Source organism: Rhizobium sp. UGM030330-04, assembly GCF_003208455.1.
Taxonomy (GTDB): Bacteria; Pseudomonadota; Alphaproteobacteria; order Rhizobiales; family Rhizobiaceae; genus Agrobacterium; species Agrobacterium rhizogenes_A.
The window spans coordinates 94,808-120,789 of record NZ_QKML01000005.1 but is presented as its reverse complement, the minus strand read 5'-3'; the positions used below and the strand labels follow the sequence as shown (position 1 = coordinate 120,789).

Annotated in this window: 26 protein-coding genes; 10 read left to right on the top strand and 16 right to left on the bottom strand. The window is 60.8% G+C overall.

All coding sequences use genetic code 11. The features are described from left to right. Positions 1-55: 55 nt before the first annotated feature. From N434_RS09365 to N434_RS09355, 3 genes are all read right to left on the bottom strand, one after another. Complete coding sequence (locus N434_RS09365; RefSeq protein ID WP_065115071.1) at positions 56-736, bottom strand: DsbA family protein; 681 nt, start codon at positions 734-736, stop codon at positions 56-58. A gap of 129 nt (positions 737-865) precedes the next feature. Next, positions 866-1,387, bottom strand: a complete 522-nt coding sequence (locus N434_RS09360) for a DUF721 domain-containing protein (protein WP_065116149.1) — start codon at positions 1,385-1,387, stop codon at positions 866-868. 26 nt (positions 1,388-1,413) lie between these two features. Next, entirely contained in the window at positions 1,414-1,878 is a 465-nt protein-coding gene (locus N434_RS09355; protein WP_110757351.1) for a hypothetical protein, read from the bottom strand. Positions 1,879-2,004: 126 nt separating this feature from the next. Here N434_RS09355 and mutY point away from each other — a divergent pair, with 126 nt between their 5' ends. Both mutY and N434_RS09345 read left to right on the top strand, forming a co-directional pair. Beyond that, the gene (gene mutY / locus N434_RS09350; protein ID WP_110757607.1) at positions 2,005-3,117 is read left to right on the top strand and encodes an A/G-specific adenine glycosylase; all 1,113 of its coding nucleotides are present in this window, start codon (positions 2,005-2,007) and stop codon (positions 3,115-3,117) included. Beyond that, the gene (locus tag N434_RS09345; protein ID WP_110757349.1) at positions 3,114-3,725 is read left to right on the top strand and encodes an HAD family hydrolase; all 612 of its coding nucleotides are present in this window, start codon (positions 3,114-3,116) and stop codon (positions 3,723-3,725) included. Before mutY ends, N434_RS09345 begins: the two co-directional genes overlap by 4 nt. A gap of 66 nt (positions 3,726-3,791) precedes the next feature. On the opposite strand, the gene N434_RS09340 is transcribed toward N434_RS09345, so the two are convergent. The 3 genes from N434_RS09340 to N434_RS09330 form a co-directional block, all read right to left on the bottom strand. Further along, positions 3,792-5,306, bottom strand: coding sequence for a Do family serine endopeptidase (locus N434_RS09340; protein ID WP_110757348.1), 1,515 nt, complete (start codon positions 5,304-5,306; stop codon positions 3,792-3,794). A gap of 347 nt (positions 5,307-5,653) precedes the next feature. Further along, positions 5,654-6,130, bottom strand: coding sequence for a hypothetical protein (locus N434_RS09335; RefSeq protein WP_110757346.1), 477 nt, complete (start codon positions 6,128-6,130; stop codon positions 5,654-5,656). Between the two features lie 556 nt (positions 6,131-6,686). Further along, positions 6,687-7,832: a site-specific DNA-methyltransferase gene (locus tag N434_RS09330; RefSeq protein WP_110757344.1), complete on the bottom strand. Its 1,146-nt coding sequence runs from the start codon at positions 7,830-7,832 to the stop codon at positions 6,687-6,689. Between the two features lie 233 nt (positions 7,833-8,065). Between N434_RS09330 and N434_RS09320 the strand changes: the two genes are divergently transcribed. Then, entirely contained in the window at positions 8,066-9,178 is a 1,113-nt protein-coding gene (locus N434_RS09320) for a hypothetical protein (RefSeq protein WP_110757342.1), read from the top strand. Between the two features lie 58 nt (positions 9,179-9,236). On the opposite strand, the gene N434_RS09315 is transcribed toward N434_RS09320, so the two are convergent. Together N434_RS09315 and N434_RS09310 are read right to left on the bottom strand one after the other, a co-directional pair. Further along, on the bottom strand, positions 9,237-9,713 hold the full coding sequence (locus N434_RS09315; RefSeq protein WP_110757340.1) for a DUF1284 domain-containing protein: 477 nt from the start codon (positions 9,711-9,713) through the stop codon (positions 9,237-9,239). Between the two features lie 47 nt (positions 9,714-9,760). Further along, positions 9,761-10,441, bottom strand: a complete 681-nt coding sequence (locus tag N434_RS09310; RefSeq protein WP_110757338.1) for a GntR family transcriptional regulator — start codon at positions 10,439-10,441, stop codon at positions 9,761-9,763. A gap of 235 nt (positions 10,442-10,676) precedes the next feature. Here N434_RS09310 and N434_RS09305 point away from each other — a divergent pair, with 235 nt between their 5' ends. After that, on the top strand, positions 10,677-11,366 hold the full coding sequence (locus tag N434_RS09305; RefSeq protein ID WP_065115063.1) for an HAD family hydrolase: 690 nt from the start codon (positions 10,677-10,679) through the stop codon (positions 11,364-11,366). Positions 11,367-11,564: 198 nt separating this feature from the next. On the opposite strand, the gene N434_RS09300 is transcribed toward N434_RS09305, so the two are convergent. Continuing rightward, on the bottom strand, positions 11,565-12,104 hold the full coding sequence (locus N434_RS09300; protein WP_161991645.1) for a PilZ domain-containing protein: 540 nt from the start codon (positions 12,102-12,104) through the stop codon (positions 11,565-11,567). A 294-nt stretch (positions 12,105-12,398) separates the two neighbouring features. On the opposite strand from N434_RS09300, the gene thrC reads away from it, so the two are divergent. From thrC to N434_RS09280, 4 genes are all read left to right on the top strand, one after another. After that, the gene (thrC, locus tag N434_RS09295; protein ID WP_110757335.1) at positions 12,399-13,796 is read left to right on the top strand and encodes a threonine synthase; all 1,398 of its coding nucleotides are present in this window, start codon (positions 12,399-12,401) and stop codon (positions 13,794-13,796) included. Between the two features lie 21 nt (positions 13,797-13,817). Next, the gene (locus N434_RS09290) at positions 13,818-15,116 is read left to right on the top strand and encodes a M16 family metallopeptidase (protein ID WP_065115061.1); all 1,299 of its coding nucleotides are present in this window, start codon (positions 13,818-13,820) and stop codon (positions 15,114-15,116) included. A gap of 93 nt (positions 15,117-15,209) precedes the next feature. Continuing rightward, entirely contained in the window at positions 15,210-15,809 is a 600-nt protein-coding gene (locus N434_RS09285; protein ID WP_065115060.1) for a GNAT family N-acetyltransferase, read from the top strand. Next, complete coding sequence (locus N434_RS09280; RefSeq protein WP_110757333.1) at positions 15,806-18,721, top strand: sensor domain-containing phosphodiesterase; 2,916 nt, start codon at positions 15,806-15,808, stop codon at positions 18,719-18,721. Before N434_RS09285 ends, N434_RS09280 begins: the two co-directional genes overlap by 4 nt. Before the next feature lie 256 nt (positions 18,722-18,977). Here the strand turns inward: N434_RS09280 and N434_RS09275 are convergent, their stop codons facing one another. The 3 genes from N434_RS09275 to N434_RS09265 all read right to left on the bottom strand — a co-directional run bounded on the left by N434_RS09275 (position 18,978) and on the right by N434_RS09265 (position 21,217). Further along, a complete protein-coding gene (locus N434_RS09275) occupies positions 18,978-20,072 on the bottom strand; it encodes a zinc-binding metallopeptidase family protein (RefSeq protein WP_110757331.1) in 1,095 nt (364 codons plus the stop codon). A 222-nt stretch (positions 20,073-20,294) separates the two neighbouring features. Continuing rightward, positions 20,295-20,486 (bottom strand): CsbD family protein, encoded by a 192-nt coding sequence (locus N434_RS09270; protein WP_065115057.1) that lies wholly within the window; start codon positions 20,484-20,486, stop codon positions 20,295-20,297. Positions 20,487-20,611: 125 nt separating this feature from the next. Continuing rightward, the gene (locus N434_RS09265) at positions 20,612-21,217 is read right to left on the bottom strand and encodes a YqgE/AlgH family protein (protein ID WP_003521117.1); all 606 of its coding nucleotides are present in this window, start codon (positions 21,215-21,217) and stop codon (positions 20,612-20,614) included. A 161-nt stretch (positions 21,218-21,378) separates the two neighbouring features. Between N434_RS09265 and N434_RS09260 the strand changes: the two genes are divergently transcribed. Together N434_RS09260 and N434_RS09255 are read left to right on the top strand one after the other, a co-directional pair. Then, positions 21,379-22,227, top strand: coding sequence for a protein-disulfide reductase DsbD domain-containing protein (locus tag N434_RS09260; protein ID WP_110757329.1), 849 nt, complete (start codon positions 21,379-21,381; stop codon positions 22,225-22,227). 121 nt (positions 22,228-22,348) lie between these two features. After that, entirely contained in the window at positions 22,349-22,834 is a 486-nt protein-coding gene (locus tag N434_RS09255; RefSeq protein WP_110757327.1) for a peroxiredoxin, read from the top strand. 146 nt (positions 22,835-22,980) lie between these two features. On the opposite strand, the gene N434_RS09250 is transcribed toward N434_RS09255, so the two are convergent. The 4 genes from N434_RS09250 to ispH form a co-directional block, all read right to left on the bottom strand. Beyond that, the gene (locus N434_RS09250; RefSeq protein ID WP_065115054.1) at positions 22,981-23,289 is read right to left on the bottom strand and encodes a Dabb family protein; all 309 of its coding nucleotides are present in this window, start codon (positions 23,287-23,289) and stop codon (positions 22,981-22,983) included. 142 nt (positions 23,290-23,431) lie between these two features. Continuing rightward, the gene (gene rnhA, locus N434_RS09245) at positions 23,432-23,872 is read right to left on the bottom strand and encodes a ribonuclease HI (protein ID WP_110757325.1); all 441 of its coding nucleotides are present in this window, start codon (positions 23,870-23,872) and stop codon (positions 23,432-23,434) included. Further along, entirely contained in the window at positions 23,869-24,837 is a 969-nt protein-coding gene (locus N434_RS09240; protein WP_110757323.1) for a homoserine kinase, read from the bottom strand. The genes rnhA and N434_RS09240 overlap by 4 nt, the downstream gene beginning before the upstream one ends. Before the next feature lie 89 nt (positions 24,838-24,926). After that, the gene (ispH, locus tag N434_RS09235; protein WP_065115052.1) at positions 24,927-25,973 is read right to left on the bottom strand and encodes a 4-hydroxy-3-methylbut-2-enyl diphosphate reductase; all 1,047 of its coding nucleotides are present in this window, start codon (positions 25,971-25,973) and stop codon (positions 24,927-24,929) included. Positions 25,974-25,982: the final 9 nt, after the last annotated feature.

The following is a 25,982-nucleotide window of genomic DNA, read 5'->3' as shown; positions in this document are numbered from 1 at the left end:
ATAAAAAACGGGCGTGCGGAAATATCCGCCGCCCGTTTCTTTCAGGGTCCGGCGATCAGAGCAGCTTGTCGATGACAGCCGACATGGTTTCAACCGACATGTCTCCTGCGTATTTCTTGCCGTTGATGATGAAAGTCGGCGTGGAGTTGACGCCGAATTCCGTCGCACCGCGTTGCATGGTTGCGTTCACATCATCCAGAAGTTTCTGGTTCGTCAAGCAGGCCTCGAAAGACTCCTGTGAGAAACCGGCCATTTTCGACATTTGCAGCAGGGCGGCGCGCGCATCCTGGGCGACAGCCCAGCTCTGCTGCTGCTTGAACAGCATGGAAACGAAGGGGAAATACTGACCTTCCGGTGCGCAGCGCGCCAGCATGAAGGCGGCAGCGGCGCGCGGATCGAACGGGAATTCGCGCAGCACGAAATAGACCTTGCCGGTATCGATGTACTTCTTCTTGATTTCTTCGAAGGTCTTGTTGTGGAAGTTGGCGCAGTGCGGGCAGGTCATCGACATGTATTCGACGATCTTGACGGGTGCGTTGGCATCGCCGAGTGCGGCTTCCGGCAGCGGGCCGGGCTTCATCACCGCAGCCATATCCACATCGCCGGTGGATTCAGGCAGTTCCTGCGCCTCGGCGATACCGGGCGTGAAGGCAAACGGCAGGGCCGCAGCGACGGCGGCAAGGGCAACGCCGCCAAGAAGGCCGCGACGGGAAATGGTCAGTTCGGGAAAATGCATGAAAGCACCTGTTGGTAATAGACTCTATTGTCCGTTGATTCCGATATAGCGACAGCCTGTTCATCACAAGCGGGGTTTTGGACTCTTCTTGTCAAAGAATTGTGACCAGTCAAGGACGGCGCGCCCACATCAAATCGTCCTGCCGCGCGGCTTTTTCTGCAGGACCGCCGTGCCAAGCCGCTCCACCGCCTTGCGCAACGCCTCGCTCTCGATGCCGTCCATCATGTCATCGAGACGTTTTGCCGCATCGCCGCGCAGGGGCTGCGGTTTGCGCCGGCGGTTGACGGTTTGGGACACCGGTTTCTGCACGATCCTGATCTGGCGCACCGCCGGAAAGCCGAAAAAGCCGTTGATGCGGGCAATCAGTTCGCCCTGCGCATGGGTGAGAAACAGGGCGCGCGCGCCTTCGCAGGCAATCGTCAGCACGCCCGGCTGGTAACCGCCGCGATCCGGCCCCTCGTCGCGGCGCGGCCATGTGATCTTTTCCGGCCGGGTGCAATCGGCAAAGTCGTCGCCGGCAATCTCGTCCCAGGAGCCGAGCAACGCCGTGTTGATGCCCGCCCGTTTGGACAGCACGGGGTCCATGATGCCGTTGGCGACTTCGGCGATCTGTACGACGCCCTTGCGGAACGAATCTGCAGGTTTCTTCATGCTCTCCTTGACAGAGGCAAACGACCTCAAGCGGTCGCGCCATCGTCACCTTCTTCGCCGCGCAACAGCGCACGGAATCGTCGCCAGTCCCGGCGGGCGTCCAAGCGTATCATTCCCGCCACCCAACATCCAAAGAGGAAATAGCCCGCAGCCAAAATCTTCAGATGAAGGATGCCCGGCTTATCCGAGATAAAAGCAATCACCAACATGCAGGCCAGAACGACGAACAGATATATCCACAGGCCATGGCAAAAAATCGCCCAGAAACCCGATTCAAAAATCCGGAAGCGGCGTGACGGTTTTTCCCGTGTCATTTCCAGCTCACGAATGTGCCGGATTACCCGCGCGGTCACCAGGGCGACCCCGTTCTGCGTGCCAAAGCACAGCCGCCCGATACGGTTCAGCAGGCTGATGATCAGGCACAATGCGAGAAGAGCTCCAATAATATGGAGGAGCGGTTGGGGTATGTTTTCCAGCAGCGCGTTCGGCATGGGTTGGTCCTCCTGAAACGGATGGTGGGTCTCGATGTCGTGGCGTTCACCGCCGGATGCGGTTTTCCGCCTCGCCACGACAGGCTGCTGTTGCAGATTGCCGCGCCGTCTCTATGTTCAGCGGCGATGAACACATATGCGCGACAACACATATCACATCCGACGGCGGAACAACTTCTGGCATGGTACGACCGGCACCATCGCGAGCTGCCATGGCGCACGTCTCCGGCCATGGCGGCACAGGGAAAACGCGCCGATCCCTATCACGTCTGGCTGTCGGAGGTGATGCTGCAGCAGACGACGGTGCAGGCGGTAAAGCCTTATTTCCTGAAATTTCTCGCCGCCTGGCCAACCGTCAGCGATCTGGCGGCGGCACCGGTCGAGGATGTCATGGCGGCGTGGGCGGGGCTTGGTTATTATGCCCGCGCCCGCAACCTCAAGAAATGCGCGGAAGCCGTGGCGCGTGACCATGGCGGCACTTTTCCGGATACGGAAGAGGGCCTGAAGAGGTTGCCCGGCATCGGCGATTATACCGCCGCCGCCGTGGCGGCCATCGCGTTTAACCGGCAGGCGGCTGTGATGGACGGCAATGTGGAGCGCGTCATTTCCCGGCTCTTCGTCATAGATGCTCCCCTGCCCGGTTCCAAACCGGCCATGAAAGCGAAGGTGGCCGAGCTCACGCCCGCCGATCGGCCCGGCGACTTTGCTCAGGCGATGATGGATCTCGGCGCGACGATCTGCACGCCGAAACGGCCGGCCTGCGCGCTCTGTCCGTTCAATGGCGCCTGTCTGGCGCTTGCCCATGACGAGCCGGAGCGTTTTCCGGTCAAGGCGGCGAAGAAGGCCAAGCCCGTGCGGCTCGGCGCGGCCTTCGTGGCGGTGAATTCGAGCGGCGAAATCCTGCTGCGGCGGCGCATCGAAAGCGGGCTTCTCGGCGGCATGACCGAGGTGCCGACAACGGAATGGACTGCCCGCATGGACGGCGGCACGGAAGCGAGTCACGCGCCCTTTGCCGCCGGCTGGCAAGCGGCGGGCGTCATCGTGCATGTCTTCACCCATTTCGAACTGCGGCTCACCGTCTATCGCGCGCAGGTGCCGGACGGCCTTCAAACCGGCCCGGATGACGGATGGTGGGAGCCGGTTACAAATCTTGACGCACAGGCACTGCCAACAGTGATGAAAAAAGTCATCACCCAAGCTATTCCATCCGCATTCGATGAAAGCAGGAAGTTTCGATGACCAAGATTGAGCATATCGTATTCGACATCGGCAAGGTGCTGATCCATTACGATCCGCATATTCCCTATAGCCGCCTCATTCCCGATGCCGACGAGCGCAAATGGTTCTTCGAGAATGTCTGCACCCATGACTGGAACCTCGAACAGGATCGCGGTCGCCGCTGGGAGGATGCCGAAGCGCTGTTGCTGGAGCAATTTCCCGAGCGGGAAGAGCACATTCGCGCCTTCCGCAAGTTCTGGCACGAAATGGTCTCGCATTCCTATGATGACAGCGTCGCGATCATGGTTGCGCTGATCGACAGCGGCCACGACGTGACGATGCTGACCAACTTCGCTTCCGACACGTTCCGCGAGGCGCAGAAGATGTTCCCCTTCCTCACCCTGCCGCGCGGCGTGACGGTCTCCGGCGATGTGAAGCTCCTGAAGCCTGACGTGGCGATCTACGATCTGCACGCAAAGGAATTTGGCCTCAACCCGGCAGCCAGCATCTTCATCGACGATACGCTGGCGAATGTGGAGGGCGCAAAGCAGGCCGGCTGGCAGGCGGTGCACTTCACCGGCGCGGAAAAGCTGCGGCAGGATTTGCGGGATTATGGGGTGGATGTCTGAAAATGACGGAACGGGCAGCTCCGATGGAGTTGCCCGTTCCTTGAGATTTCACCGGAAAACCGGGGTTCAGCCCTGTGCGAAGGGCACGGCGACATAGGTCTGCGAATCGCCGCGCTGGATGAGCAGCAGAACGGATTTGCGTCCGGCCTTGCCGGCCTGGGCGATGGCCGCCTTGGCATCGGCAGCCGATTTCACCGCGGTCTGATTGACCGAAACGATCACATCCCCCGCCTGCAAACCGGCCTCGGCGGCGGGTTTCGAGGGCGCCACGCTTTCGACGATCGTGCCCTTCTCATCCTGCGGGAGATTGAGGGCTTCACGGATCGCCGGGGTGATATCCGCCAGTCCGATACCGATCATCGGCAGGGCTTGCGATGAGGCATCGCCCTTCTGCTGGCCGTTGTCAGACGATGTCTGTGCGCTCTGGCCATCATTGCCACCCACGGTCAGAAGCACGTCCTTCGTCTCGCCCTGGCGCCAGACCGTGACATGTTCCTTCTGGCCCGGCGACAGATCGGCGACCATGCGCGACAGGTCGCGCGGGGACTTGATCGCCTGTCCGCCGAGCGCGGTGATCACGTCGCCGGTCCTGATGCCGGCGCGGCCTGCCGGAGTGCCGGCTTCCACCTTGGCGACCAGCGCGCCTTCCGCCGTGGCAAGGCCGATGGCATTGGCGACGTCAGGGGTCACCGGCTGTATCTGGACGCCAATGAAGCCGTGGTGGATCGACCCATCCTTCATGAGGCGGACGACGACATTCTGCGCCTGATCGGAGGGAATGGCGAAACCGACACCGACGCTGCCGCCATTCGGCGAATAGATCGCCGTGTTGATGCCAACGACCTTGCCTTCGACATCGACCAGCGGACCACCGGAATTGCCGTGATTGATCGGCGCGTCGATCTGGATGAAATCGTCATAGGGTCCGCTGTGCAGATCGCGGCCGCGGGCCGAGACGATGCCGGCCGTGACCGTGGTGCCGATGCCGAACGGATTGCCGATCGCCAATATCTGATCGCCGGCCTTCAGCCTGTCGGAATCCCCCCAAGAAATCACTGCCAGAGGCTTGGGAGAAGCAATCTTGAGGACGGCAAGGTCTGATTTCGGATCAGCGCCGACAAGCGTGGCGGGAAGCTCCGTGCCGTCATCCAGCGTCACCTTGATGGAGGTGGCATTGTCGATGACGTGATTATTGGTGACGATATAGCCGTCCGGCGAGATGATGAAGCCGGAACCCAGTGCTTCCGCGGTCTGGGATTGGCGCTGCTGCGGCTGCTGCTGCGGCAGGGGAATGCCCTGCTCGCCGAAGAACTGGCGAAACTGCTGGTCGAACGGCGTGGTATCATCGGTCGCCTGCTCCTGCGTTTTCATTTCGGTGGTGACGGTCACCACAGCAGGCTTGTCGGCCGCGACGATCCCGGCAAAGGAGCCACCCGAGGTTACGGGACCGGGAACGGCCGATAATCCGGCCTGTGCGAAAGCGGGCGTGTTGTGCAGAAAGACGGGCATTGCGAGCGGTGCGGCGACAAAGGCTGCGCCAAGCAAAGCTGCGATGCGATATCTGCGAAGAATGCTGGTCATGATCTTTCTCCTTTCGAGGACATGCTTACGGCCTCGGCCGTCTGGGGAACGGGCTCAGCCGTGCCCCATGCATCCGGCCCGGCGCATGGTTATTGAGTTTCCAATCGTTTCTTTCGAAGTCCGCGCAACCCCGTGGGGGGCTGGACCGTTCCGGCTTTTCCCTGAATCACCAAAACGATCCAACTCTTTGTTTTCTCGCATTATCCGGGCCTAAAACCGCTCCTCGGTCTTGCTGGAAATGCTTGTCCTGAAGGCCGGAGGGCGGGCTGTTATCCTGTCACCGCTCTCCGGCACGACCTTGTGGTGGCATGACCGATCCTCGTCCGCGCGAGGACGGAAAGCCCCGGTCAGCTCATGCGGACGATGTTCCGGTCAAGCTGGCGTACTTCGCCCTGAAGGGTGGCAAACGCCTTCATGGGAATATAGCCTCGATGCATGTCGGCGGTTTTCAATGCCTGGTTACGGATTGCGGACGATTCATTTTCAAGCCTGTTGAACGCGCTGGCGCTCAGCCTGCCCTGCTGGCGTTCGAAATCGATCCTGTGATCGGCGACGCGCAGTTCATGGAGAACACGCACCAGATGTGGTCCCTGCCCGTAAACGACGGGGCTGGCGTAGCCCATGTATGTGTCGTTCATGAACAGGTCGTCATCATTGTGGCGGAAGAAATGCCTGCCGCCCCGGTCGAAATCATGGGATCGTTCGCTCTGCATTCCGCCGGAGCCGGAATGCTCGCCATGTGAATGTCCGGCCGCGAAAGCACCGCCGGTGGCGGCCGCCAGAACGAAGGATGCTATTGTGACTGTCTTGAAAAGCGAGCGCATGGCACGCCTCCTTGTTCATCGCAGGCAATGGCCCGCGAATCCGGCTGTCTCGCATCGTCGCGTCGCGATCGTTTTCGGTCGCCGGCGACACTCAGCCTGGAGGAATATGTACTCCCGGCCTCGTATCGCGTCACGTTAATCTTCCGTAACTCGCAGGACATCTATCGTTAAGGATCGGGAGCCAGTTCTGGCCGGGCGGGCCGCCATGAAGGCGTCGGAAAACCTGCAAAAACCCAAAAAAAGAAAATTGGCGCAGGCGGAAATGGCGGTCTCCGGCCTGCGCCAGTCCTGCCGCAAGCGGCATGGAACAGCAGCGTTTTCGTGATCTGTCCGAACCGGATTTTCACAACCACTGCTTTGCATCAGACACTATGACCGGTCTCTTGCGCGAAACTTGTCTGGCTAAAGTTATATATTCGAATATACCAACGCCCGACACTGAGGTGCCGGGCGTTGGTCGTTCTCCATCCGGGACTGAAGGTACTAAACCGGACAGAGACGTATTCTGACAAGGGCGGGCGGTGGATCGTCCGTCTTCAGCCTTTTAGGCTTTCGACTATTCGGCCTTTGCCATTTCACTGCGAATGATGGTTCTGAGATCATCGATCGGCTTCAGTTCGTCGCCGTCCTCGAAATGCCAGAACGTCCACCCGTTGCATGCGTCGAGACCCTGCACCTTCGCGCCGAGGCGGTGAATGGAGCCGGCGGTCCCGCCGGATGCCAGAGTACCATCGGCACGAATAATGGCGCTATAACGGCGTCGCACATCCGTCAGCACCTGGCCCGGGCGCACAAGGCCGCTTTCCACCAGCGTGTTGAAGGCCACGCGCGGCTCAGCCTTCTTGCCGGTCATGACGGTCAGTTCCGCCTTGCCGAGCGGCTCGACGGCGGCGATGCGGGCGGATGCCGCGTCGATATAATCCTGCTCGCGCTCGATGCCGACGAAGTGGCGGCCGAGACGTTTTGCAACGGCACCCGTGGTGCCTGAGCCGAAGAACGGGTCGAGCACGATATCGCCCGGCTTGGTGGAGGCCATGATGATGCGCGCCAGCAGCGCTTCCGGCTTCTGGGTGGGATGCACCTTCTTGCCGTCCTCGCCCTTCAGTCGCTCGTTGCCGCTGCAGATCGGGAACAGCCAGTCGGAGCGCATCTGCACATCGTCGTTGGAGGCCTTCAGCGCTTCGTAATTGAAGGTATAGCTCTTGGCTTTCGGATCGCGGCTCGCCCAGATCATGGTCTCATGCGCGTTCTGGAAACGGCGGCCCTTGAAATTGGGCATGGGGTTGGTCTTGCGCCAGACGATATCGTTGAGGATCCAGAAATCGAGGTTCTGGAGCATGGAGCCGACGCGGAAGATATTGTGATAGGAGCCGATGACCCAGATGGTGCCGTTCGGTTTCAGCACGCGGCGGCAGGCGAGCAGCCAGGCGCGGGTGAAGGCGTCATAGGCCTCGAAGGAGGCGAACTGGTCCCATTCGTCATCGACGGCATCAACCAGCGACTGATCGGGCCGGTGCAGCGTGCCGCCAAGCTGGAGGTTATAGGGCGGGTCGGCGAAAATCGCATCGACCGACTGGCTCGGGAGGGCATCCAAGGCAGCGACACAATCACCCTTGATGATGCTGTCTTTCCAGGCGTCACTCTCGCCCGCACGATCAAAACCGGCACGCCGAAAATCGGCCAGCGGAAAAACTGCTGCCATTGGTACTCGCTCCATACGCTTACTCTCTACTGACGCTTATGGTTACCGAAGATGGTTATCAAAGCCTGAACAAGTCACGGAAAATGCAAAATAAATGGTTGTTGCGACCGGCATCCGGGATTTGCGGCCACAGGCTTGGAACCCGAAGCGGCGCAAAAACGTTGTGCACAACGGGTTCTCCTGTTCGCAGACTTACGCGGCGGGAGGGCCGGCAAAAGCAGGGGGAATCCGCAATGGGGTCCATGATGAAAATGGCTTCTTTTTCCGTGAATGTCGTCTGCGCCGCTCTTGTTGCCGCGGCGTTGCCATCGCCATTACAGGCGCAGGCGCAGGCGCCGACGCCGGCAGCGCAATTCAACGTGGTGACGGATGCGGTGCTGTTCGACGGCGGCCCTTCGCTTGGCAACAGCGACAGGGTGCGGTGGGATTTCTACAAGACAGACAGGGCCGGAGCACGCACCGACGTCAATGCCGGCGGCTCCTATGACGCCACCTTCGAGGCAAAGCTGCCGGCCGGCAAATATGTCGGCGTCGCGGCGCTGGGCAATGTGACCCGCGAAATTGCCTTCGAGGTGAAGGATGGCAGCGTCGCGAGGCCGAAGGTGAATTTCGACGCGGCGGAACTGACTGTCGTGCCGAAACGCAGTCCCGGCGGCGATGTGGAAACCCAGGCGAAAACCGAAATCACCAGGGGCGATTTCAAGGACAGCGTCTATGGCCAGAACACCGTCTTCGTACCGGCGGGCGAGATTGTCCTCACCGGCAGCATAGGTCCGGCGCGGGCGCAGGAAACCCTTGCTATCAAGGCCGGTGAAACGATCAGCCACGAGCTAGTCATTCCAAGCGGCGTGGTCGTCGCCAAGGCGCTCTATACGGCGGGCGGCCGGGCCGTCGAAACCGACGACATCCGTTTCGAGGCGATGTCCGCCAAGGAAACCCTTGATGGCACACGCCAGACCATCAACGGCACCTATGGCACGGGCAAGATGATGGAAATGCCGGCCGGAGACTTCGTCATGCGCGCCCGTCTCGGCAAGGTGACGGTGGAGCAGCCCTTCACGGTGACCGCCGGAAAGCGCACGGAAATCACCCTTGATCTCGATGCCGGGGTTCTCGCAATCACCGCCCCCGGCGCGGAGCGGATCGATATCGTCGAAACCACCAAGGATCTTCAGGGTACACAGAAGGAAATTTCCGGCCGTTATGGTACGCAGCATCAGGAAACGCTGCATCCCGGCGATTATTCGGTGAAGGTGAGCTACGACAAGAGGTCCGGGCGCGACCCGAAGGAGATCAAGGCAACGGTGAAGGCGGCGGAGCGGACCGAGACGAATGTGCCGGAGTAACTGGCACGGCGCGGCCCTCATTCCTGTGCTTGTCACAGGAGTGAGGGAGGAGAAGGCGTCACAATTTGCGGCCGAACCACCCATCCTTAGGTCTGAGCATCGGATGGTTGGAACAGTGCGTCGCGGGCTTGGCCGTCGTTTGCAGCCGCTCTCCTATCTTCACCCCGGCGAAGCCTGATGCCGCGATACGGTCGCACAGCCTTATCCACTGGCAACCACGACAGGCCTGCCGGATGTCTCCGGCGGCGAAGGCGAGACGCATTTTTGCAAGAAAGTCCGGCCTTGCCCGCAGCCGTTTTCCGGGGGCAAGCGTCTCGTTCAAAAGTGTCGACACTGAAAGCCGCGCCGCCTCGTCCCGCTGCACCACGCCTTCGTTGAAACAGTGGGCATGGCTTTCGCAGAGCAGGCCGGTGCAGATATCATCCGGTCCATCCACCAGCTCGATATCCTCCTCGCCCGCATTCAGCCGGGCGGCGACACGGTCGTAATTTTCGACGAAGCCGGAAGTATAGCCCTTGCCGACATAGGTCAGCATACAGAGAAGATGGTGGGGGCGGAGCCGGACAGTCACAGGCCGCCCGCCTATCCGACGATGGCGAAGGCGTCGCGCACCGAGCCGGACGAGGTTCGGATGGCCTTGCGGCCGATCCATTGCACGTGTCCGTCAAGGATGCGTACCGCCTCTTCGGCGCGGCCGCCGCGCAACGCGTCGATGATTGCGCGGTGGTCAGTATCCGTGCGGCGCTCCCAGCCGGCCCGCCAGGCGGAAAACAGGAAACGGGCGCTTGCGGCATGCAGGCCGTCGATCGCCTCCATCAGGCGCGGCATGTTGCAGGGCGCGGTGATGAGGCGATGGAAGCGGCGATTGGCCTCTTCCCAGTGCTGCACGTCAACGGCGCTGTCACCTTCCAGCGTCGCGGCCTCGGCCTGGTCGAGAATGGCTGACGTCATGTTGGGAATGGCGTGGCGCAGCGCCAGAACCTCAAGGGCGGCGCGCATTTCCGCCACTTCGCGCACATCGTCAAGGCCGAAATCCGCCACCCGGACACCCCGGCGCGGAATGCTGGCGGCCAGCCCCTGCGCTTCCAGCCGGCGGAAGGCCTCGCGCACCGGCACATGCGACGCGCCGAATTCGGCGGCGATATGATCCTGCCGCAGCCGTTCGCCCGGCGACAGCTCACCGCGGACGATACGGTCGGCGAGCGTCCGGCTGATGCGTGCGGCAATGGTGTCTTCAGGTATGGTTTTCACTGACTTGGGCATAATATCCCATAACGCATATGCCGCGCGACTGTGTAGCGGTTTTTGCAGGTTCCAGATGCGCAAGATGGAATATTCGAAATCCGTCAGCCACTTGTCCATTCCCGGTCTCCGGCCCGGGCAAGCCATGAGCCCGGCCGGACCGACCCTTGCGGGCGAACCGGTTGAGCTTGGCGCGGACATGGTCTAAAAGCCCGGCATCACCTTCCTCCAAGCAAATCCGATACAGGGAGCGCCCATGAGCGGCTTCGACCTCATTATTTTCGACTGTGACGGCGTTCTGGTCGATTCCGAAATCATCGCCGCACAGGTGGAATCCCGCCTGCTCACCGAAGCCGGTTATCCGATCTCCGTCGAGGAAATGGGCGAGCGTTTCGCCGGCATGACCTGGAAGAACATCCTCCTGCAAGTGGAAAGCGAAGCCAGTATCCCGCTCTCCGCTTCCCTGCTCGACAAGTCGGAAAAACTGCTCGACATGCGGCTGGAGCGCGACGTGAAGATCATCGAGGGCGTGAAATTCGCGCTGTCGCGCCTCACGACGCCGCGCTGCATCTGCTCGAACTCCTCGAGCCACCGCCTCGACATGATGCTGACGAAGGTGGGTCTGAAACCCTATTTCGCGCCGCATATCTATTCCGCCAAGGACCTCGGGCCCGACCGGGTAAAGCCGAAGCCCGACATCTTCCTGCATGGCGCGGCCCAGTTCGGCGTTTCCCCCGACCGCGTGGTCGTGGTCGAGGATTCCGTGCACGGCATCCATGGCGCAAGAGCCGCCGGCATGCGGGTCATCGGCTTTACCGGCGCATCCCACACCTATCCGAGCCACGCCGACCGGCTGACCGATGCCGGCGCCGAAACGGTGATTTCACGCATGCAGGACCTGCCGGCCGTGATCGCGGCGATGGCGGAGTGGGAAGGCGCTTTCTGAGGAGGTGGCCGTGGCACAGGGCCTCCCCGTCATGCTCGGGCTTGTCCCGAGCATCTGCAACCGATTGATTTTCCGATACGCGATTGAATTGTCGGGACAGGCCCAAGGATGACGTTGCGAATGTTGGGCGGCCTGTAAGCAATAAAAAACCGGAGGCTGTAAAAACAGCCTCCGGTTTTTTTCGTCTAGCCCGTCAAATCACCGGCGCTTGGTCTTCGCCTTCGCGCTCTCGCCGCCGAAGCCGATATAGACGCTGACCGACCTCGGTGCGCCGCCCGGTCCATTGGGGATGGCAACGTGGTCGTTGTTGAAGATGAACTGCGTGCCGGCGGAGCCTGCCGGCACATCGATGGCGAAATTGGTCGTTTCGCCGTAGACCTCGCCGTCGCCATCCTTCACCGTCACCCGGATCGGCACGGTGACGCGGCCGGGCTTGGCCATCGGGCCGGGAACGAGGCGGCCCTGCGCCAGCACATTCACCGTCAGCGTGGATTCATTTGCGGTGCACGAGCGTGTCGTGTCTGACAGCGAGACCTGATAGGCGAGTTTCTGCGGGTCGTCCTTGGCGCCGCCGGCGTAAACGCGGTGCACGGCGTTGGCGTCGAGAACCGTGACCGTCGGGCAGTTGGCCTGCACCACCGGGGTGACGGCATTGGCCTGCGCAGCTGGAGGGTTGACGGCAAGCGAGTCCGACGGATTGGAGGAATTACATCCTGCAACGACGGCCAGAAGCGACATCGCGGCGGACAAACGCAAGAAATTCCCTGACACTCTTCTAATTCCCTCTCCATTGTCCCGGAACCGAACCGGAGACGCTGTTTATTGACCTTTCACGCAGGTTGGCGATGGTCTATAGCAGCGACGCCGGAAAAAATCGATTGGCATGTTCGGTTTTGCTTGAATTTTCAGAAAAGCCCTTCAATACCTCGCCAATCGCCTCATTTCCGTGAGACGCTGCTGGAAAAGATGCCGAAGATCGGCGACGGACATACCGGTTAAGGACAAGGCCGGTTAAGGACAGGGGACTATCTCGTGAAATATGTATCGACCCGGGGTGCGGCCCCTTCGCTTGGTTTCTGCGACGCGCTTCTGGCGGGCCTTGGCCGGGACGGCGGGCTTTACGTGCCCCGCGAATGGCCTTCCATGACGAAGAAGGAAATCCGCAACCTGCGCGGCAAATCCTATCAGGACGTCGCATTCGAGGTTCTCTACCGCTTCACCGGCGGCGAAATTCCGGCCGACAAGTTCAGGGCGATGATCGACGACGCCTATTCGACGTTCCGCCATCCGGCCGTCGCGCCGCTGACGCAGACCGGTCCGAACACTTTCGTGCTGGAGCTTTTCCACGGCACCACGCTCGCCTTCAAGGACGTGGCGATGCAGCTTCTCGCCCGCCTGATGGACTATACGCTGACTGAGCGCGGCGAACGCGCCACCATCGTCGGCGCAACCTCGGGCGACACGGGCGGTGCGGCCATCGACGCCTTTGCCGGGCGCGAGCGCACCGACATCTTCATCCTTTTCCCGAACGGCAAGGTCTCGCCGGTGCAGCAGCGCCAGATGACGACCTCCACCGCTTCCAACGTGCATGCGGTGGCGATCAACGGCAATTTCGACGATTGCCAGACGCTGGTCAAAGAAATGTTCAACGACGTGAAGTTCCGCGACGGCGTGAAGCTTTCCGGCGTCAACTCCATCAACTGGGCGCGCATCATGGCGCAGGTGGTTTATTATTTCACCGCGTCGCTGTCGCTCGGCGGCCCTGACCGGAAGGTGTCCTTCACCGTTCCGACCGGCAATTTCGGCGATATCTTTGCGGGTTACGTCGCCAAGAAGATGGGCCTGCCGATCGACAAGCTGGTCATCGCCACCAATGACAACGACATTCTGGCGCGCACGCTGAAGACCGGCCGTTACGAGATGCGTGGCGTCAAGCCCACCACCTCGCCTTCCATGGATATCCAGATTTCGTCCAACTTCGAGCGCCTGCTGTTTGAAGCCTATGACCGCGATTCCGCGGCGGTGAAGGCATCTATGGACGGTCTGAAGCAGTCCGGCGCGTTTGAAATTCCGCCGAAGGCACTGAAATTCATCAGACGCGATTTCCGCGCCGGCCGCGCCACCGAAAAGCAGGTGGCGGCGACCATCCGCGAGACGCTTGAGAAAACCGGATACCTGATCGACCCGCATACGGCGACCGGTGTTTTCGTGGCGGAAAAGCACGAAAAAGCAGGAAGCCCGATGGTAGTTCTGTCTACCGCCCACCCGGCTAAATTCCCGGCCGCTGTAAAATCCGCTTGCGCAATCGACCCGGCGCTTCCACTATGGCTAGCTGACATTATGAACCGGGAGGAGCGTTTCGACATTCTGGACACAGAGCTGAAAGCCGTGGAAACCTTCATCGGCCAACATGCACGCGCCGGCAAATAGAGACGCGGAAAGACGTTGAGTATGAGAGTTAATGTGACCCGGCTTTCGTCCGGGTTGACCGTTGTGACGGAAAGAATGCCGCATCTCGAAAGCGTTGCTCTTGGGGTGTGGATCAAATCCGGGTCCCGCAACGAGACGACTGCCGAACACGGCATCGCCCATCTACTCGAGCATATGGCATTCAAGGGCACGGCACGCCGCACCGCCCGGCAGATCGCCGAAGAAATCGAAAATGTCGGCGGCGAAGTCAACGCCGCGACATCGACGGAAACCACCTCCTACTACGCCCGCGTCCTGAAAGACCACGTCCCCCTCGCCGTCGATATTCTTGCTGACATCCTGACGGAATCGCTGTTCGATGAAGACGAGCTGGAGCGCGAGAAAAACGTCATCCTGCAGGAAATCGGCGCTGCGACCGATACGCCTGACGATGTGATCTTCGACAATTTCTCCGGTGTCGCCTATCGCGACCAGACCATCGGCCGGCCGATCCTCGGCACGCCGGACACCGTGCAATCCTTCACGACAGGCCAGATCAGGCACTATCTCGCCCGCAATTACACAACGGATCGCATCTTCGTCGTCGCGGCCGGTGCCGTGAACCACGAAAGCTTCGTAAAGCAGGTGGAGGAGCGTTTCGCCTCGCTGCCGCTGGTGCCCGCGGCAACGCCGGTCATGGAAAAGGCGATCTATACCGGTGGCGAAATCCGCGAGACCCGCGACCTGATGGACGCGCAGGTGCTTTTAGGCTTCGAGGGCAAGGCCTATCACGCCCGCGATTTCTATTGTTCGCAGATTCTCGCCAATATTCTCGGCGGCGGCATGTCGTCCCGCCTGTTTCAGGAAGTGCGCGAATATCGCGGCCTGTGTTACTCGGTCTATGCCTTCCACTGGGGCTTTTCCGATACCGGCATCTTCGGCGTGCACGCGGCAACCGGCGGCAACGACCTGCCGGAACTGGTTCCCGTCATTCTCGATGAGCTGCGCAAGTCCTCGCAGACCATCCATCAGGAAGAAATCGATCGCGCCCGGGCGCAGATCCGCGCGCAATTGCTGATGGGCCAGGAAAGCCCGGCCGCCCGCGCCGGCCAGATGGCCCGGCAGATGATGCTTTACGGCCGGCCGATCCCCAATGAGGAGATGATGGAGCGCCTCGGCGACATCACGCGCGAACGCCTGACCGATCTTGCGGGACGGCTGTTTTTCGATACAGTTCCGACATTGTCCGCAATTGGCCCGCTCGAACATCTGCCACCTCTTTCAGACGTCACTGCCGCACTTTCCGCGCAGCAGCCCGCAAGGATAAAGGCGAACGGATAAACCGATATGAGAGCGGGATTTGAGGACAGAAACCGCTCAGTTTTTTCGCCATCCTGCTTACGGATGGCGATATCTGCCGCACAGGGATCGTGAATGCTGCGTTTTCTTTCCCGACACAATGATACGCCCGAACTGCGCAGCGCCAATCATCTTCTCAGACTGCCGCGCTACAGCGATTTCAAGCAATGGCATGTGTTGCGCTCGGAAAGCCGGCAGTTTCTGCAGCCATGGGAACCCACATGGCGGCCGGACGAACTGACCGAATCCTCTTTCCGGTTGCGCGTGGTGCGCAACGGCCAGGAATTTTCCTCCGGCACGGCGGTGTCGTTCCTGCTGTTCGAGAAGGAGACACTGCTGGTCGGCGGCATCACCATCGGTTACATCCGCCGGGGTGCCGCGCAAAGCTGCATGATCGGCTACTGGATCGGCGAACGCCACGCCGCCCAAGGCCATATGTCTGCCGCATTAAAATTGGTAATACCATACATCTTTAACGGACTTCAGTTGCACCGTATCGAGGCAGCCTGTATTCCGGAAAACTTCAAAAGCATCCGGCTCCTCGAAAATGCCGGGTTCCAGCGGGAAGGCCTCCTGCGGGAATATCTGAAAATCAATGGCCAATGGCGGGATCATATGATGTTTTCCCTTCTTGCCGACAAGCAAAGCTCCGGCGGAACGAAGTACGATACATGACCTACACTCACACTGCGCCTCGCCTTGCGAAACGTCTGGCGGCAATCGCGCTGGCTGCGCCGTTTTTCCTTCTTTTCCTGCTTTTCGCCTCTTATTCCTACGCCTTCGAGCCGGTGAAGATTTCCCGTGACGACACGGCTCTCGATCTCACCGCCACCACCGATATCTATGCCAATCAGGGCGAAGCCTTTCAGGTCTCGACCGCGCCCGGCCCCGACGGCATCCGCCGCCGTATCGAGGTGCGCGCCAGTTCCACTGACCACCAGGGCGACTGGGCGGTTTTCGCGCTTGCCAACGTGTCGGAAGAGCAGCTGGAGCGCGTCATCGTCGCCCCGCATTTCCGCCTCGTGAATTCCAAGCTGTTCTGGCCCGATCTCGGCTCGCAGCGCATCATGGCGATCACGCCAAGCGAAGGCTTTGCGCTCGACCGGCAGCCGAGCCCGGATGCCGACGTGTTCCGCATCACGCTCAACCCCGGCTCCGTCATCACCTTCGTCGCCGAGCTTTCCACGCCGCAGCTGCCGCAGCTCTATCTGTGGGAGCCGGAAGCCTACAAGGACACGATCAACGCGTTTACGCTCTATCGCGGCATCGTGCTCGGCATTGCCGGCCTGCTGGCCGTGCTTTTGACCATCCTTTTCGTGGTCAAGGGCACCTCGGTGCTGCCGGCCTCGGCCGCACTCGCCTGGGCGGTGCTTGCCTATATCTGCGTCGATTTCGGTTTTCTCGAAAAACTCATCACGGTCACCTCAAGCGACCAGCGAATATGGAGGGCGGGCGCCGAAGTGGCGCTCGCCTCCAGCTTCGTGGTCTTCCTCTTCACCTATCTCAATCTCAACCGATGGCATGCGCATCTGGGTTATGCGACCTTTGCCTGGGTGGTGGGGCTGGCGCTGCTGTTCGGCGTCGCGATCTACGATCCTTCGGTCGCATCAGGCATTGCCCGCGTGTCCTTCGCGCTGACGGCAACCGCCGGCATCGCGCTCATCATCTATCTCGGTTTCAACAAATATGACCGGGCCATTCTCCTGGTGCCCTCATGGGCGCTGATCCTCGTCTGGCTGTTCGGCAGCTGGCTGACGGTGACGGGGCAACTGGACAACGACATCGTGCAGCCGGCGCTCGGCGGCGGGCTGGTGCTGATCGTGCTTCTGATCGGCTTTACTGTCATCCAGCACGCCTTTGCCGGCAGCGCCTATCAGCAGGGCCTGTTCTCCGATCTCGAACGCCAGTCGCTGGCCCTGACGGGCAGCGGTGACACGGTCTGGGACTGGGATGTGACGCGCGACCGCATCGTCACCACGCCCGATATTTCCAACCGGCTGGGGCTGGAACCCGGTGCCATGCATGGGGCGGCGCGCAACTGGCTGCCACGTCTGCACCCTGATGATCGCGACCGGTTCAAGGCGACGCTCGACGTGCTGCTCGACCATCGCAAGGGCCGCCTCAACCACGAATTCCGCATTCGCGCCGAGGACGGGCATTTCCACTGGCTGCAAATCCGGGCACGGCCGGTTCTTGGCTCCAACGGCGAAATCATCCGCTGCGTCGGCACCATCACCGATATTACCGAGCAGAAGAATTCCGTCGAGCGGCTGCTGCAGGATGCGATGAACGACAATCTGACCGGACTTCCGAACCGGCAGGTCTTCCTCGACCGCCTGCAATCGATCCTCAACCTTTCCTCCGACAGCGAGGGGGTGAAGCCGACGGTGATGGCGATCGATATCGACCGCTACAAGCTCGTCAATGACACGCTGGGCATTGCCGCGGGCGACAATATCCTCATCGCGCTGACACGGCGTCTACGCCGTCTGCTGAAGCCGCAGGATACGCTCGCGCGTCTTGGCGGCGACGAATTCGGCCTGATCCTGACGTCCGAGCGCGATCCGCAGCGGGTTGCCGATTTCGCCGATGCGGTGAACAAGGCGATCATGGTGCCGATCAATTTCGCCAACCGCGAAATCATCCTCACCGCCTCCATCGGCCTCGTCTCATGGATCGACCAGCAGGAAAGTGCGGCCGGCCTCTTGAGCGATGCGGAACTTGCCATGTACCGCGCCAAGCGCGCCGGCGGCAACCGCGTCGAGCCGTTCCGCCCCGCCTTCCGCACCTCAGGCACCGACCGGTTGCAGATGGAAAGCGACCTTCGCCGCGCCATCGAGCGCAAGGAACTGTCGCTCGCCTATCAGCCGATCGTGAAGCTCGACGATGGCGAGCTGGCCGGCTTTGAAGCCCTGATGCGCTGGGAGCACCCCAAGCGCGGCAATATTCCGCCGAGCGAGTTCATTCCCATCGCGGAAGCCTCCGGCCTGATCGAGCCGCTCGGCATGTTTGCGCTGGAACGGGCGGCGACCGACCTGATGGACTGGCAACATGCCATCGAGAAGATGCCGATCTTCATCTCCGTCAATATTTCGAGCGCACAGCTGCTGAACAACGAATTGTACAATGACGTGCGCAGCATGCTGACCCGCACGCGCTGCAATCCACAGCAGCTGAAGCTGGAGCTGACGGAATCCGTCGTCATGGAAAATCCGGAACAGGCGCGGCTTGTGCTTTCCAAGCTGAAGGAAACGGGCCTCAGCCTCGCCATGGACGATTTCGGCACCGGCTATTCGTCACTCGCCTATCTGACCCGCTTCCCCTTCGACACCATCAAGCTCGACAAGGCGCTGGTGGCCAATACCAGCGACAAACGCAACGTGCTCCTGCGCTCCGTCATCGCCATGGCGCGGGCGCTCGACATGCAGGTGGTAGCGGAAGGCATCGAAACGCCTGAAGATGCGGCGGAACTGGCACGCATGAACTGCCATTTCGGCCAGAGCTTCCTGTTCGGCACCCCGGTCTCGGGCGATACGGCGCTGAAGCTTCTGCGCGAACGCTTCCAGCCGACGAAGCGGGCTTCGTGACGGGATATTGGGAGAAATGGAAGCGAGGGGCACAGTGATGCGCCTCTCCTCGACGGTCAGACTTGTCCCTCTTGACGAAAACAACCCCTCTTCGTCATTCCGGCCTTGAGTAGGAATCCAGCCAACGGGCGTCTGCCCGGCAGAAAGGCTCCTTTCAGCCCAAGGACTTGGGCTGGCTGGATACCGGCACAAGGCCGGTATGACGGGAGAAGAAAACGATGCTTCCCCTGATCAGGCCTCTCCTCCTCCCCGGCATTCATTGCACTACCGAATTCTGCTCTACTATCGACGCCACCCTCCCATGCAGCAGGTCGTGAATGAACTCCATCTTCGCCACCACCGGCGGCGTCAGCACGAAGGGGTAGAGGTCCGCCTCCCCCATGCTGCGCTGAATGGAATTGATGGCGACGCTCAGCGGAATCCAGGCCTTGACCAGCTGCGCGGCGCTGCGGGCGTTATAGGGATCGAACGTCACCTCCGCCGCCATTTCCTCATGTCCGTCCGGGTCGACCGCCACGCCGAAAGCGCGTGCCGTCTCCAGCGTATCGACGATATGCAGATAGTGGGCGAAACATTCGGCGAAGTCCTCCCAGGGGTGAACCGAGGCATAGGAGCTTATGAAGCTTTCCTGCCAGTCAGGACGCGGTCCCTGTTCATAATTGCGCTGCAGCGCCGCGCCGTAGTCCTCACGATCATCGCCGAAGACGGCGCGGCAGGCTTCCAGCCGGTTGTCGTCGCGCACCAGCTTGTTCCAGATGAAATGCCCGACCTCATGGCGGAAATGGCCGAGCAGGGTGCGATACGGCTCATTCATGTTGGCGCGCACCTGTTCGCGCGTCACGTCGTCGGCTTCCGCCGCGCGAATGGCGATCAGCCCCTCATCGTGTCCTGTCATCGCCGGAATGACGGAACCGTCGGGCGCCACCGCATCGACCAGAAAGTCGAAGACGAGGCCGCCGGCCGGATCAACATCACGGTTGGGATGCGGCAGGCCCAGCCGAAGGATCGAATAAAACAGATGCCGCTGCGCCTGGCTGATGCGACGCCACTGTTCGATCCCCTGTTCCGTCGCGATGTCAGGCACCAGACGATTATGGCTGCAAGCCGGGCAGAAGGCGCTATCGCTTTCCGCCGGCACCGACCAGTTGCAGATGTCGTTCACCTCATTGGCGCAGAAACGCACCTGTTTTTCCGGCTCCGCGACGATCTGCCAGTTCGGCTCGCCGGCAGGCGCAAGCGCTTCCATGCAAAGCCGCTCCGGCACAAAGGCCAGACGATGGCCGCAGGAGACGCAGAAACGATTGTCGAAATGGACCGGCTGGCCGCAGGAAGCGCAGGAAAAAAGCTTCATTGATGAAACCCTTGCGATGGATCACGGAGTTGGGAAGAGCAGTGGACAGTTCAGTTCCTGTTGATGACGCCCGGCTGGATTGCCGGCGGTCCCGTTCAATCGCGCTCCGAGAAACTCCGCTTCTGACGGAAAGTATCTGCATCACACGACAAGAGCGCATGTGCGGTAACACATGCGCTCCAGGCGCCGCATCGTGGAAAGGCGCAGTCCCGTCAGGCGGGATTACATGCGGTCGACGGCGCCCTTGACGGCGTCCTTCGCCTTGCCGACAGAAGTCTGAACCTTGCCCTTGGTTTCCTGGGCGGCACCCTTGGCGCGCAATTCATTATTGCCCGTCGCTTCGCCGACGCTCTTCTTGATTTTGCCAGCAACTTCGTTGGCTTTACCGGCGATCTTGTCTGATGTGCTACCCATGTTACTGCTCCCTGGTTGAACCGTACTGTCTGTCCGGCTTTCCGGGTGAGTAACGTCAGGGGGCGGGATTTTGTTCCAGCCCATAATTGGATGGGCGGGCAGCGGAAAATTCAGGCGTGCCAGATTCAAGCGTGACCGGCATCCGTGGAGAGCATGCGCGCATCGACGCCCATCAGGGCCAGTGCCCGCTCGTATTTATTGTCCAGCCCCCGGTCGAAGATCAGCTCTTCCGCAGCCGGGCAATTCAGCCAGCCATTATTGGCGATCTCGTTTTCCAGCTGGCCCGGCCCCCAGCCGGCATAACCGAGCATCATGGTGGCCCTTTGCGGGCCACGGCCGTTGGAGATGGCACGAACGATATCGAGCGTCGCCGTCAGCGAGATGTCATCGCTGACCGGGATGCTGGATTCGCTTAAATAATCATCGGAATGCAGCACGAAACCCCGGCCGGATTCGACCGGGCCGCCGCACTGGATCGGAAATTCACGCGTGCGGTTGGGCAGCATGATGGCATCGTTGCTATCGACCAGTTTCAGATGCAGCAAAATATCGGTGAAAGTGATCTGCTGCGGCCGGTTGATGATGAAGCCCATGGCGCCGGCATCCGAATGGGCGCAGATATAGATCACCGAACGGGCAAAATTGCCGTCGTCCAGCCCCGGCATCGCGATGAGGAACTGACCATCGAGAAAGCCACGTTCGCGTTTGTCCATCAGGGTTGAAAAGCTCACCGGCGCCTCCAGCAGACCGAATTCCGTCGTTTAACGGAAAACGGCGTTCGCACTTCGACAAAGGACAGGATGCGGCATAGCGTTCCATCAATCAACCGAAAATGATGGGCCGCACGAATTCGTAACTGGTCCGCCGGCCGATGTTGGGTTAGACGGGAAGCATGAGCGTCAGGATATTCTTTCGATTTTCACATCTTCACCTTGCGGTCGCATTTACCGCCTTCCTCGGCGGCATGCAGGCTGCCCGGGCCGAGATTACCGACTGGGCGAGAAGCGAAGGCGGCCAGATGCGCGTGGCGAGCCTTGCCATGGATGCCGACGGCGTGGTGCGCGGGGTGCTGCAGATCGAGCCGAAGGACGGGTGGATAACCTACTGGCGCGAACCGGGCGAAGCCGGCATACCGCCCAAGATCACGCCCGATGCGGCAAGCGGTGTGACGCTTACCACCATGGCCTATCCGGTTCCCAAGCTGATCGAGAACGGCGATATCACCGATATCGGCTATGACCACGCCGTCAGCCTTCCGTTCCAGCTGAAAGCAACCGACCCGGCGGCAGGCGGGAAGATCGACCTCACCGCCTTCATCGGTGTATGCCAGAATATCTGTATCCCCTTCGAGGCGACATTCTCGATCGACCGCGGCAATGCGGACGATGACGACCGCGAGGAACGGCGTCTGCTGGAGGAGGCGCGCGAAACGCTGCCCGAAGCGGCATCCGACGATTTCAAGGTGATCGACTTCCACATCACGCCCGACAAGACCATGCTCGGCGTGCAGCTGCAACTGCCGGAAAACGCGCCGAAGGAGACAGAGATCTTCATCGCCGGCCCCTCCGGCTTTGCCTATTACGAGCCGCAGAACCTGGTGCGCGACAAGCGCAAGCTCTCCTTCTACATGAACATCAAGGGGCTGCCGAAAACCTATCAGGTGCAGGGCAACAGCTGGCCCATTCTGGTCAAATCCGGCGACCGGGCCATGGAAACGATGCTGAATTTCCCTAAACCCTGAGCGCTTCCTCGAGCATCGCCGAGCCGGTGTTTCGCTCTCGAATTTACCTCGAAAACCGCATGACAGATTTCATTTCCGTGCTCTATAGTCGCGCGAACCGAACGACCACAGGAGCATGGACATGACCATCAAGATCGGCGAAAAACTGCCTTCCGCAACCTTCAAGGAAAAGACGGCCGACGGCCCGGTGGAAACCACCACGGACGCGCTTTTCAGCGGCAAGAAGGTGGTTCTTTTCGCCGTGCCCGGCGCTTTCACCCCCACCTGCTCGCTGAACCACCTGCCGGGTTATCTCGAAAACCGCGATGCCATTCTCGCCAAGGGCGTCGACGATATCGCCGTCGTCGCCGTCAATGACTGGCACGTGATGGGCGCATGGGCGCAGTCTTCCGGCGGCCAGGGCAAAATCCACTTCCTCGCCGACTGGGACGCCGCCTTTACCAAGGCGCTCGGCCTCGACGCCGACCTTTCCGCAGGCGGGCTTGGTGTGCGCTCCAAGCGTTATTCGATGCTGGTGGAAGACGGTGTGGTGAAGTCGCTCAACGTCGAAGAAAACCCCGGTCAGGCGACGGTTTCAGCCGCCGCGGCGATGATCGAGCAGCTTTGACGTTAAGAAGAAGGCCTCTTGGCCCTCGATAAGGCGTCATCCCCGGCCCTGTGCCGAGGATGACATCGCGCCCCGTTCAATCGAGACATTGCAGATGCTCGGGGCAAGCCGAGCATGACGGAAGAGAGCGGCGAAAAGCCGCTCTCTCAAACATTCATATCAAACACCAGAAGCCCGGCCAGGCCGCCATCGGTGAGCGACACGAGACGCTCCCCCACTTCCATATGCTGTGGATGGGCCAGATAGTCGTCGCGGGCCTCGGGGCTTTCCAGCGTCACGATGAAGCCATCGACAAAACCGCCATTCAGCCCTTCGGGTGAGACATTCTGACCGTATTTCACATCGACGATGCCCGGTATCACGTCCTTCAAGGCAGCGATCGCCTCGAATATCGCGTGTTTTTCAGAAGACGCCGTCGCGGCCTTGAACCGTAGAAATACACAATGCAGGATCATCCGGATTCCTCTCCTCCATTGGGCGCCCCGGGGACGCCCTTGACGACAAGATAAGTCGGGTTTCGGTTTTCACAACCCTGATAAATGGAGGCTGGACCAAATCAACCCCGACTGAACCAGGCGGAACTAAAGCAGGCTTGCGTTACCGGCGTTTGAAGGGCTCCATGCCCTTGCGCGCCAGCTCGTCGGCACGCTCGTTTTCCGGGTGGCCGGCATGGCCCTTGACCCAGTGCAGGGTGACCTTGTGGCGTTGCTGCGCCGCCTCCAGCGCCTGCCATAGTTCAACATTCTTGACCGGCTTGTTATCGGCGGTTTTCCAGCCCTTCTTTTTCCAGCCGAAAATCCACTTGGTGATGCCGTCCTTCACATAGGCGCTATCGGTATAAAGATCGACGTCGCAGGGGCTTTTCAGCGCATTGAGAGCCGAAATCGCCGCCAGCAGCTCCATGCGGTTATTGGTGGTCTCGGCCTCACCGCCGGACAGTTCCTTCTCCACCTCGCCGTAACGCAGCACGGCGCCCCAGCCGCCCGGACCGGGATTGCCGGAGCAGGCGCCATCGGTGAAAATATCGACATGTTTCATTCGCCCGCCAGCCCATATTCGGCGACAGTGGCGATGGAACGGTGGAACCGCAGCTTGCGCAGATATTCCAGCGGGTCCTTCTTGACCACCAGCGCGCCCTCCGGCGTCGTCAGCCAGTCATAAAGGCGGGTGAGGAAGAAACGCAGCGCCGAACCGCGCGCCAGCAGTGGCAGCGCTTCCAGTTCCGCCTCGCTCAGCGGGCGCACCGACTGGTAACCTTCCAGCAGCGCCTTGCCCTTGGTGACGTTGTAAGCGCCATCCTTTTCGAAGCACCAGGCATTGAGGCAGATCGACACGTCATAAGCGAGCAGGTCGTTGCAGGCGAAATAAAAATCGATCAGGCCGGACAGTTCATCGCCGAGGAAAAACACATTGTCCTGGAACAGATCCGCATGGATGACGCCGGCGGGCAGATCCTTCGGCCAATGGGCGGCGAGATAATCGATCTCGGGACGGATCTCGTCCCTCAGGCCCTTCTCCACCTCATCGGCGCGGTCCTCGGATTTGTCCCACAGCACCTTCCAGCCTTCGACGGAGAGCGCATTCGGGCGCTTGATTTCGAACCCCTCGCCGGCCAGATGCATCGCGGCCAGCGCCTTGCCGACTTCACGGCAATGTTTTGCCTCCGGCTTTCTCAGCCACATGCCTTCGAGGAAGGAGATGAGCGCCGCCGGGCGGCCCGACAGTTCGCCCAGCAACTCGCCATCCTTGCGCGGCAGCGGCAGGGGGCAGGACAGGCCCTTGGCAGCCAGATGCTGCATGAGACCGAGGAAGAAGGGCAGATCGTTTTTTTCCACGCGCTTTTCATAAAGTGTCAGGATCAGCGGGTCCCCGGTGGTGTGCAGCAGGAAATTGGAGTTTTCGACGCCTTCGGCAATGCCCTTGTAGGAGGTCAGGCTGCCGACGTCATATTGCGTGAGGAAATTCCTCAGATCATCTTCGGTGATGTCCGTATAAACTGCCAATTTCAAATCTCTTGGTGAAGGATGGAATGGAAATCTCGGGTGAGGATGGCGTATGTGGGGAAAACCGCCCACATCAGCACCACCCCGCTTTAAATACCGGCGGCGCTTTTCGGCGGCAGGGCGTTGCTGGCATTGCCGTTGACGAAAGCCATGTCGTCGGTCGTCAGCTCGATGCTGCGCAACTCGCGATTGACGAGGAAATGTTCCGTCTCCTCAACCGTCACGGCGAGATCGAGCGTGGTATCGAAACGCGCCTTGAAGGCCTCGATGATCTCATCAACGATGACCTCAGGCGCCGATGCGCCAGCTGAAAGGCCGACGGTGCGGATATCGCCGATTTCATTCCAGTCGATTTCCGAGGCCCGCTGCACCAGCACGGAGCGCTTGGCACCGGCGCGCAGTGCCACTTCCACCAGCCGCTTGGAATTTGAAGAATTGGGTGCGCCGACAACGATGAAGAGGTCGCAGCCGGGGGCCGCCTGTTTCACCGCATCCTGCCGGTTGGTGGTTGCGTAACAGATGCTGTCGGCTGCGGGCGCCTGAATGGCCGGGAAACGTTCCTGCAGCCTGGCGATGACACCGGCGGTATCATCGACCGAAAGCGTCGTCTGGGTGACGAAGCCGAGATTTTCGCGGTCCGCCGGCTCGTAACGGCCGGCATCTTCCACCGTCTCGATCAGCGAGACCGTTCCTTCCGGAAGCTGGCCCATGGTGCCGATGACCTCCGGGTGGCCGGCATGGCCGATCAGCACCACATGGCGGCCGAGGCGCTGGTGGCGCATGGCCTGCTTATGGACCTTGGAGACCAGCGGGCAAGTGGCATCGAGATAAAACAGATTACGCGCCTGCGCATCCTCCGGCACGGATTTCGGCACGCCATGGGCCGAGAAGACCACCGGCTGCTCGCGGTGCTCGGCGGGAATCTCGTGCAGTTCCTCTACGAAAACCGCACCCTTTGCTTCCAGCCCTTCCACCACATAGCGGTTATGCACGATTTCGTGACGGACATAGACGGGGGCGCCATAGGCCTTCAGCGCCAGCACGACGATCTGGATCGCCCTGTCCACGCCCGCGCAAAAGCCGCGCGGTCCGCACAGCCTTATCGTCAAAGGGGGTTTGGAAACAGCGATGTTCATTCCAGCTCC

What these genes read in the sequence shown, in the direction of transcription:
- N434_RS09305 (WP_065115063.1), top strand. Translation starts at nt 10,677, where the DNA reads ATGAGCGGCTTCGACCTCATTATTTTCGACTGTGACGGCGTTCTGGTC.
- N434_RS09335 (WP_110757346.1), bottom strand. Translation starts at nt 6,130, where the DNA reads ATGCGCTCGCTTTTCAAGACAGTCACAATAGCATCCTTCGTTCTGGCG.
- mutY (WP_110757607.1), top strand. Translation starts at nt 2,005, where the DNA reads ATGAACACATATGCGCGACAACACATATCACATCCGACGGCGGAACAA.
- N434_RS09275 (WP_110757331.1), bottom strand. Translation starts at nt 20,072, where the DNA reads ATGAAGCTTTTTTCCTGCGCTTCCTGCGGCCAGCCGGTCCATTTCGAC.
- N434_RS09315 (WP_110757340.1), bottom strand. Translation starts at nt 9,713, where the DNA reads ATGCTGACCTATGTCGGCAAGGGCTATACTTCCGGCTTCGTCGAAAAT.
- N434_RS09285 (WP_065115060.1), top strand. Translation starts at nt 15,210, where the DNA reads ATGCTGCGTTTTCTTTCCCGACACAATGATACGCCCGAACTGCGCAGC.
- N434_RS09270 (WP_065115057.1), bottom strand. Translation starts at nt 20,486, where the DNA reads ATGGGTAGCACATCAGACAAGATCGCCGGTAAAGCCAACGAAGTTGCT.
- N434_RS09250 (WP_065115054.1), bottom strand. Translation starts at nt 23,289, where the DNA reads ATGATCCTGCATTGTGTATTTCTACGGTTCAAGGCCGCGACGGCGTCT.
- N434_RS09355 (WP_110757351.1), bottom strand. Translation starts at nt 1,878, where the DNA reads ATGCCGAACGCGCTGCTGGAAAACATACCCCAACCGCTCCTCCATATT.
- N434_RS09280 (WP_110757333.1), top strand. Translation starts at nt 15,806, where the DNA reads ATGACCTACACTCACACTGCGCCTCGCCTTGCGAAACGTCTGGCGGCA.
- ispH (WP_065115052.1), bottom strand. Translation starts at nt 25,973, where the DNA reads ATGAACATCGCTGTTTCCAAACCCCCTTTGACGATAAGGCTGTGCGGA.
- N434_RS09320 (WP_110757342.1), top strand. Translation starts at nt 8,066, where the DNA reads ATGGGGTCCATGATGAAAATGGCTTCTTTTTCCGTGAATGTCGTCTGC.
- N434_RS09345 (WP_110757349.1), top strand. Translation starts at nt 3,114, where the DNA reads ATGACCAAGATTGAGCATATCGTATTCGACATCGGCAAGGTGCTGATC.
- N434_RS09300 (WP_161991645.1), bottom strand. Translation starts at nt 12,104, where the DNA reads ATGTCGCTTCTGGCCGTCGTTGCAGGATGTAATTCCTCCAATCCGTCG.
- rnhA (WP_110757325.1), bottom strand. Translation starts at nt 23,872, where the DNA reads ATGAAACATGTCGATATTTTCACCGATGGCGCCTGCTCCGGCAATCCC.
- N434_RS09360 (WP_065116149.1), bottom strand. Translation starts at nt 1,387, where the DNA reads ATGAAGAAACCTGCAGATTCGTTCCGCAAGGGCGTCGTACAGATCGCC.
- N434_RS09330 (WP_110757344.1), bottom strand. Translation starts at nt 7,832, where the DNA reads ATGGCAGCAGTTTTTCCGCTGGCCGATTTTCGGCGTGCCGGTTTTGAT.
- N434_RS09290 (WP_065115061.1), top strand. Translation starts at nt 13,818, where the DNA reads ATGAGAGTTAATGTGACCCGGCTTTCGTCCGGGTTGACCGTTGTGACG.
- N434_RS09340 (WP_110757348.1), bottom strand. Translation starts at nt 5,306, where the DNA reads ATGACCAGCATTCTTCGCAGATATCGCATCGCAGCTTTGCTTGGCGCA.
- N434_RS09255 (WP_110757327.1), top strand. Translation starts at nt 22,349, where the DNA reads ATGACCATCAAGATCGGCGAAAAACTGCCTTCCGCAACCTTCAAGGAA.
- N434_RS09260 (WP_110757329.1), top strand. Translation starts at nt 21,379, where the DNA reads ATGAGCGTCAGGATATTCTTTCGATTTTCACATCTTCACCTTGCGGTC.
- N434_RS09310 (WP_110757338.1), bottom strand. Translation starts at nt 10,441, where the DNA reads ATGCCCAAGTCAGTGAAAACCATACCTGAAGACACCATTGCCGCACGC.
- N434_RS09365 (WP_065115071.1), bottom strand. Translation starts at nt 736, where the DNA reads ATGCATTTTCCCGAACTGACCATTTCCCGTCGCGGCCTTCTTGGCGGC.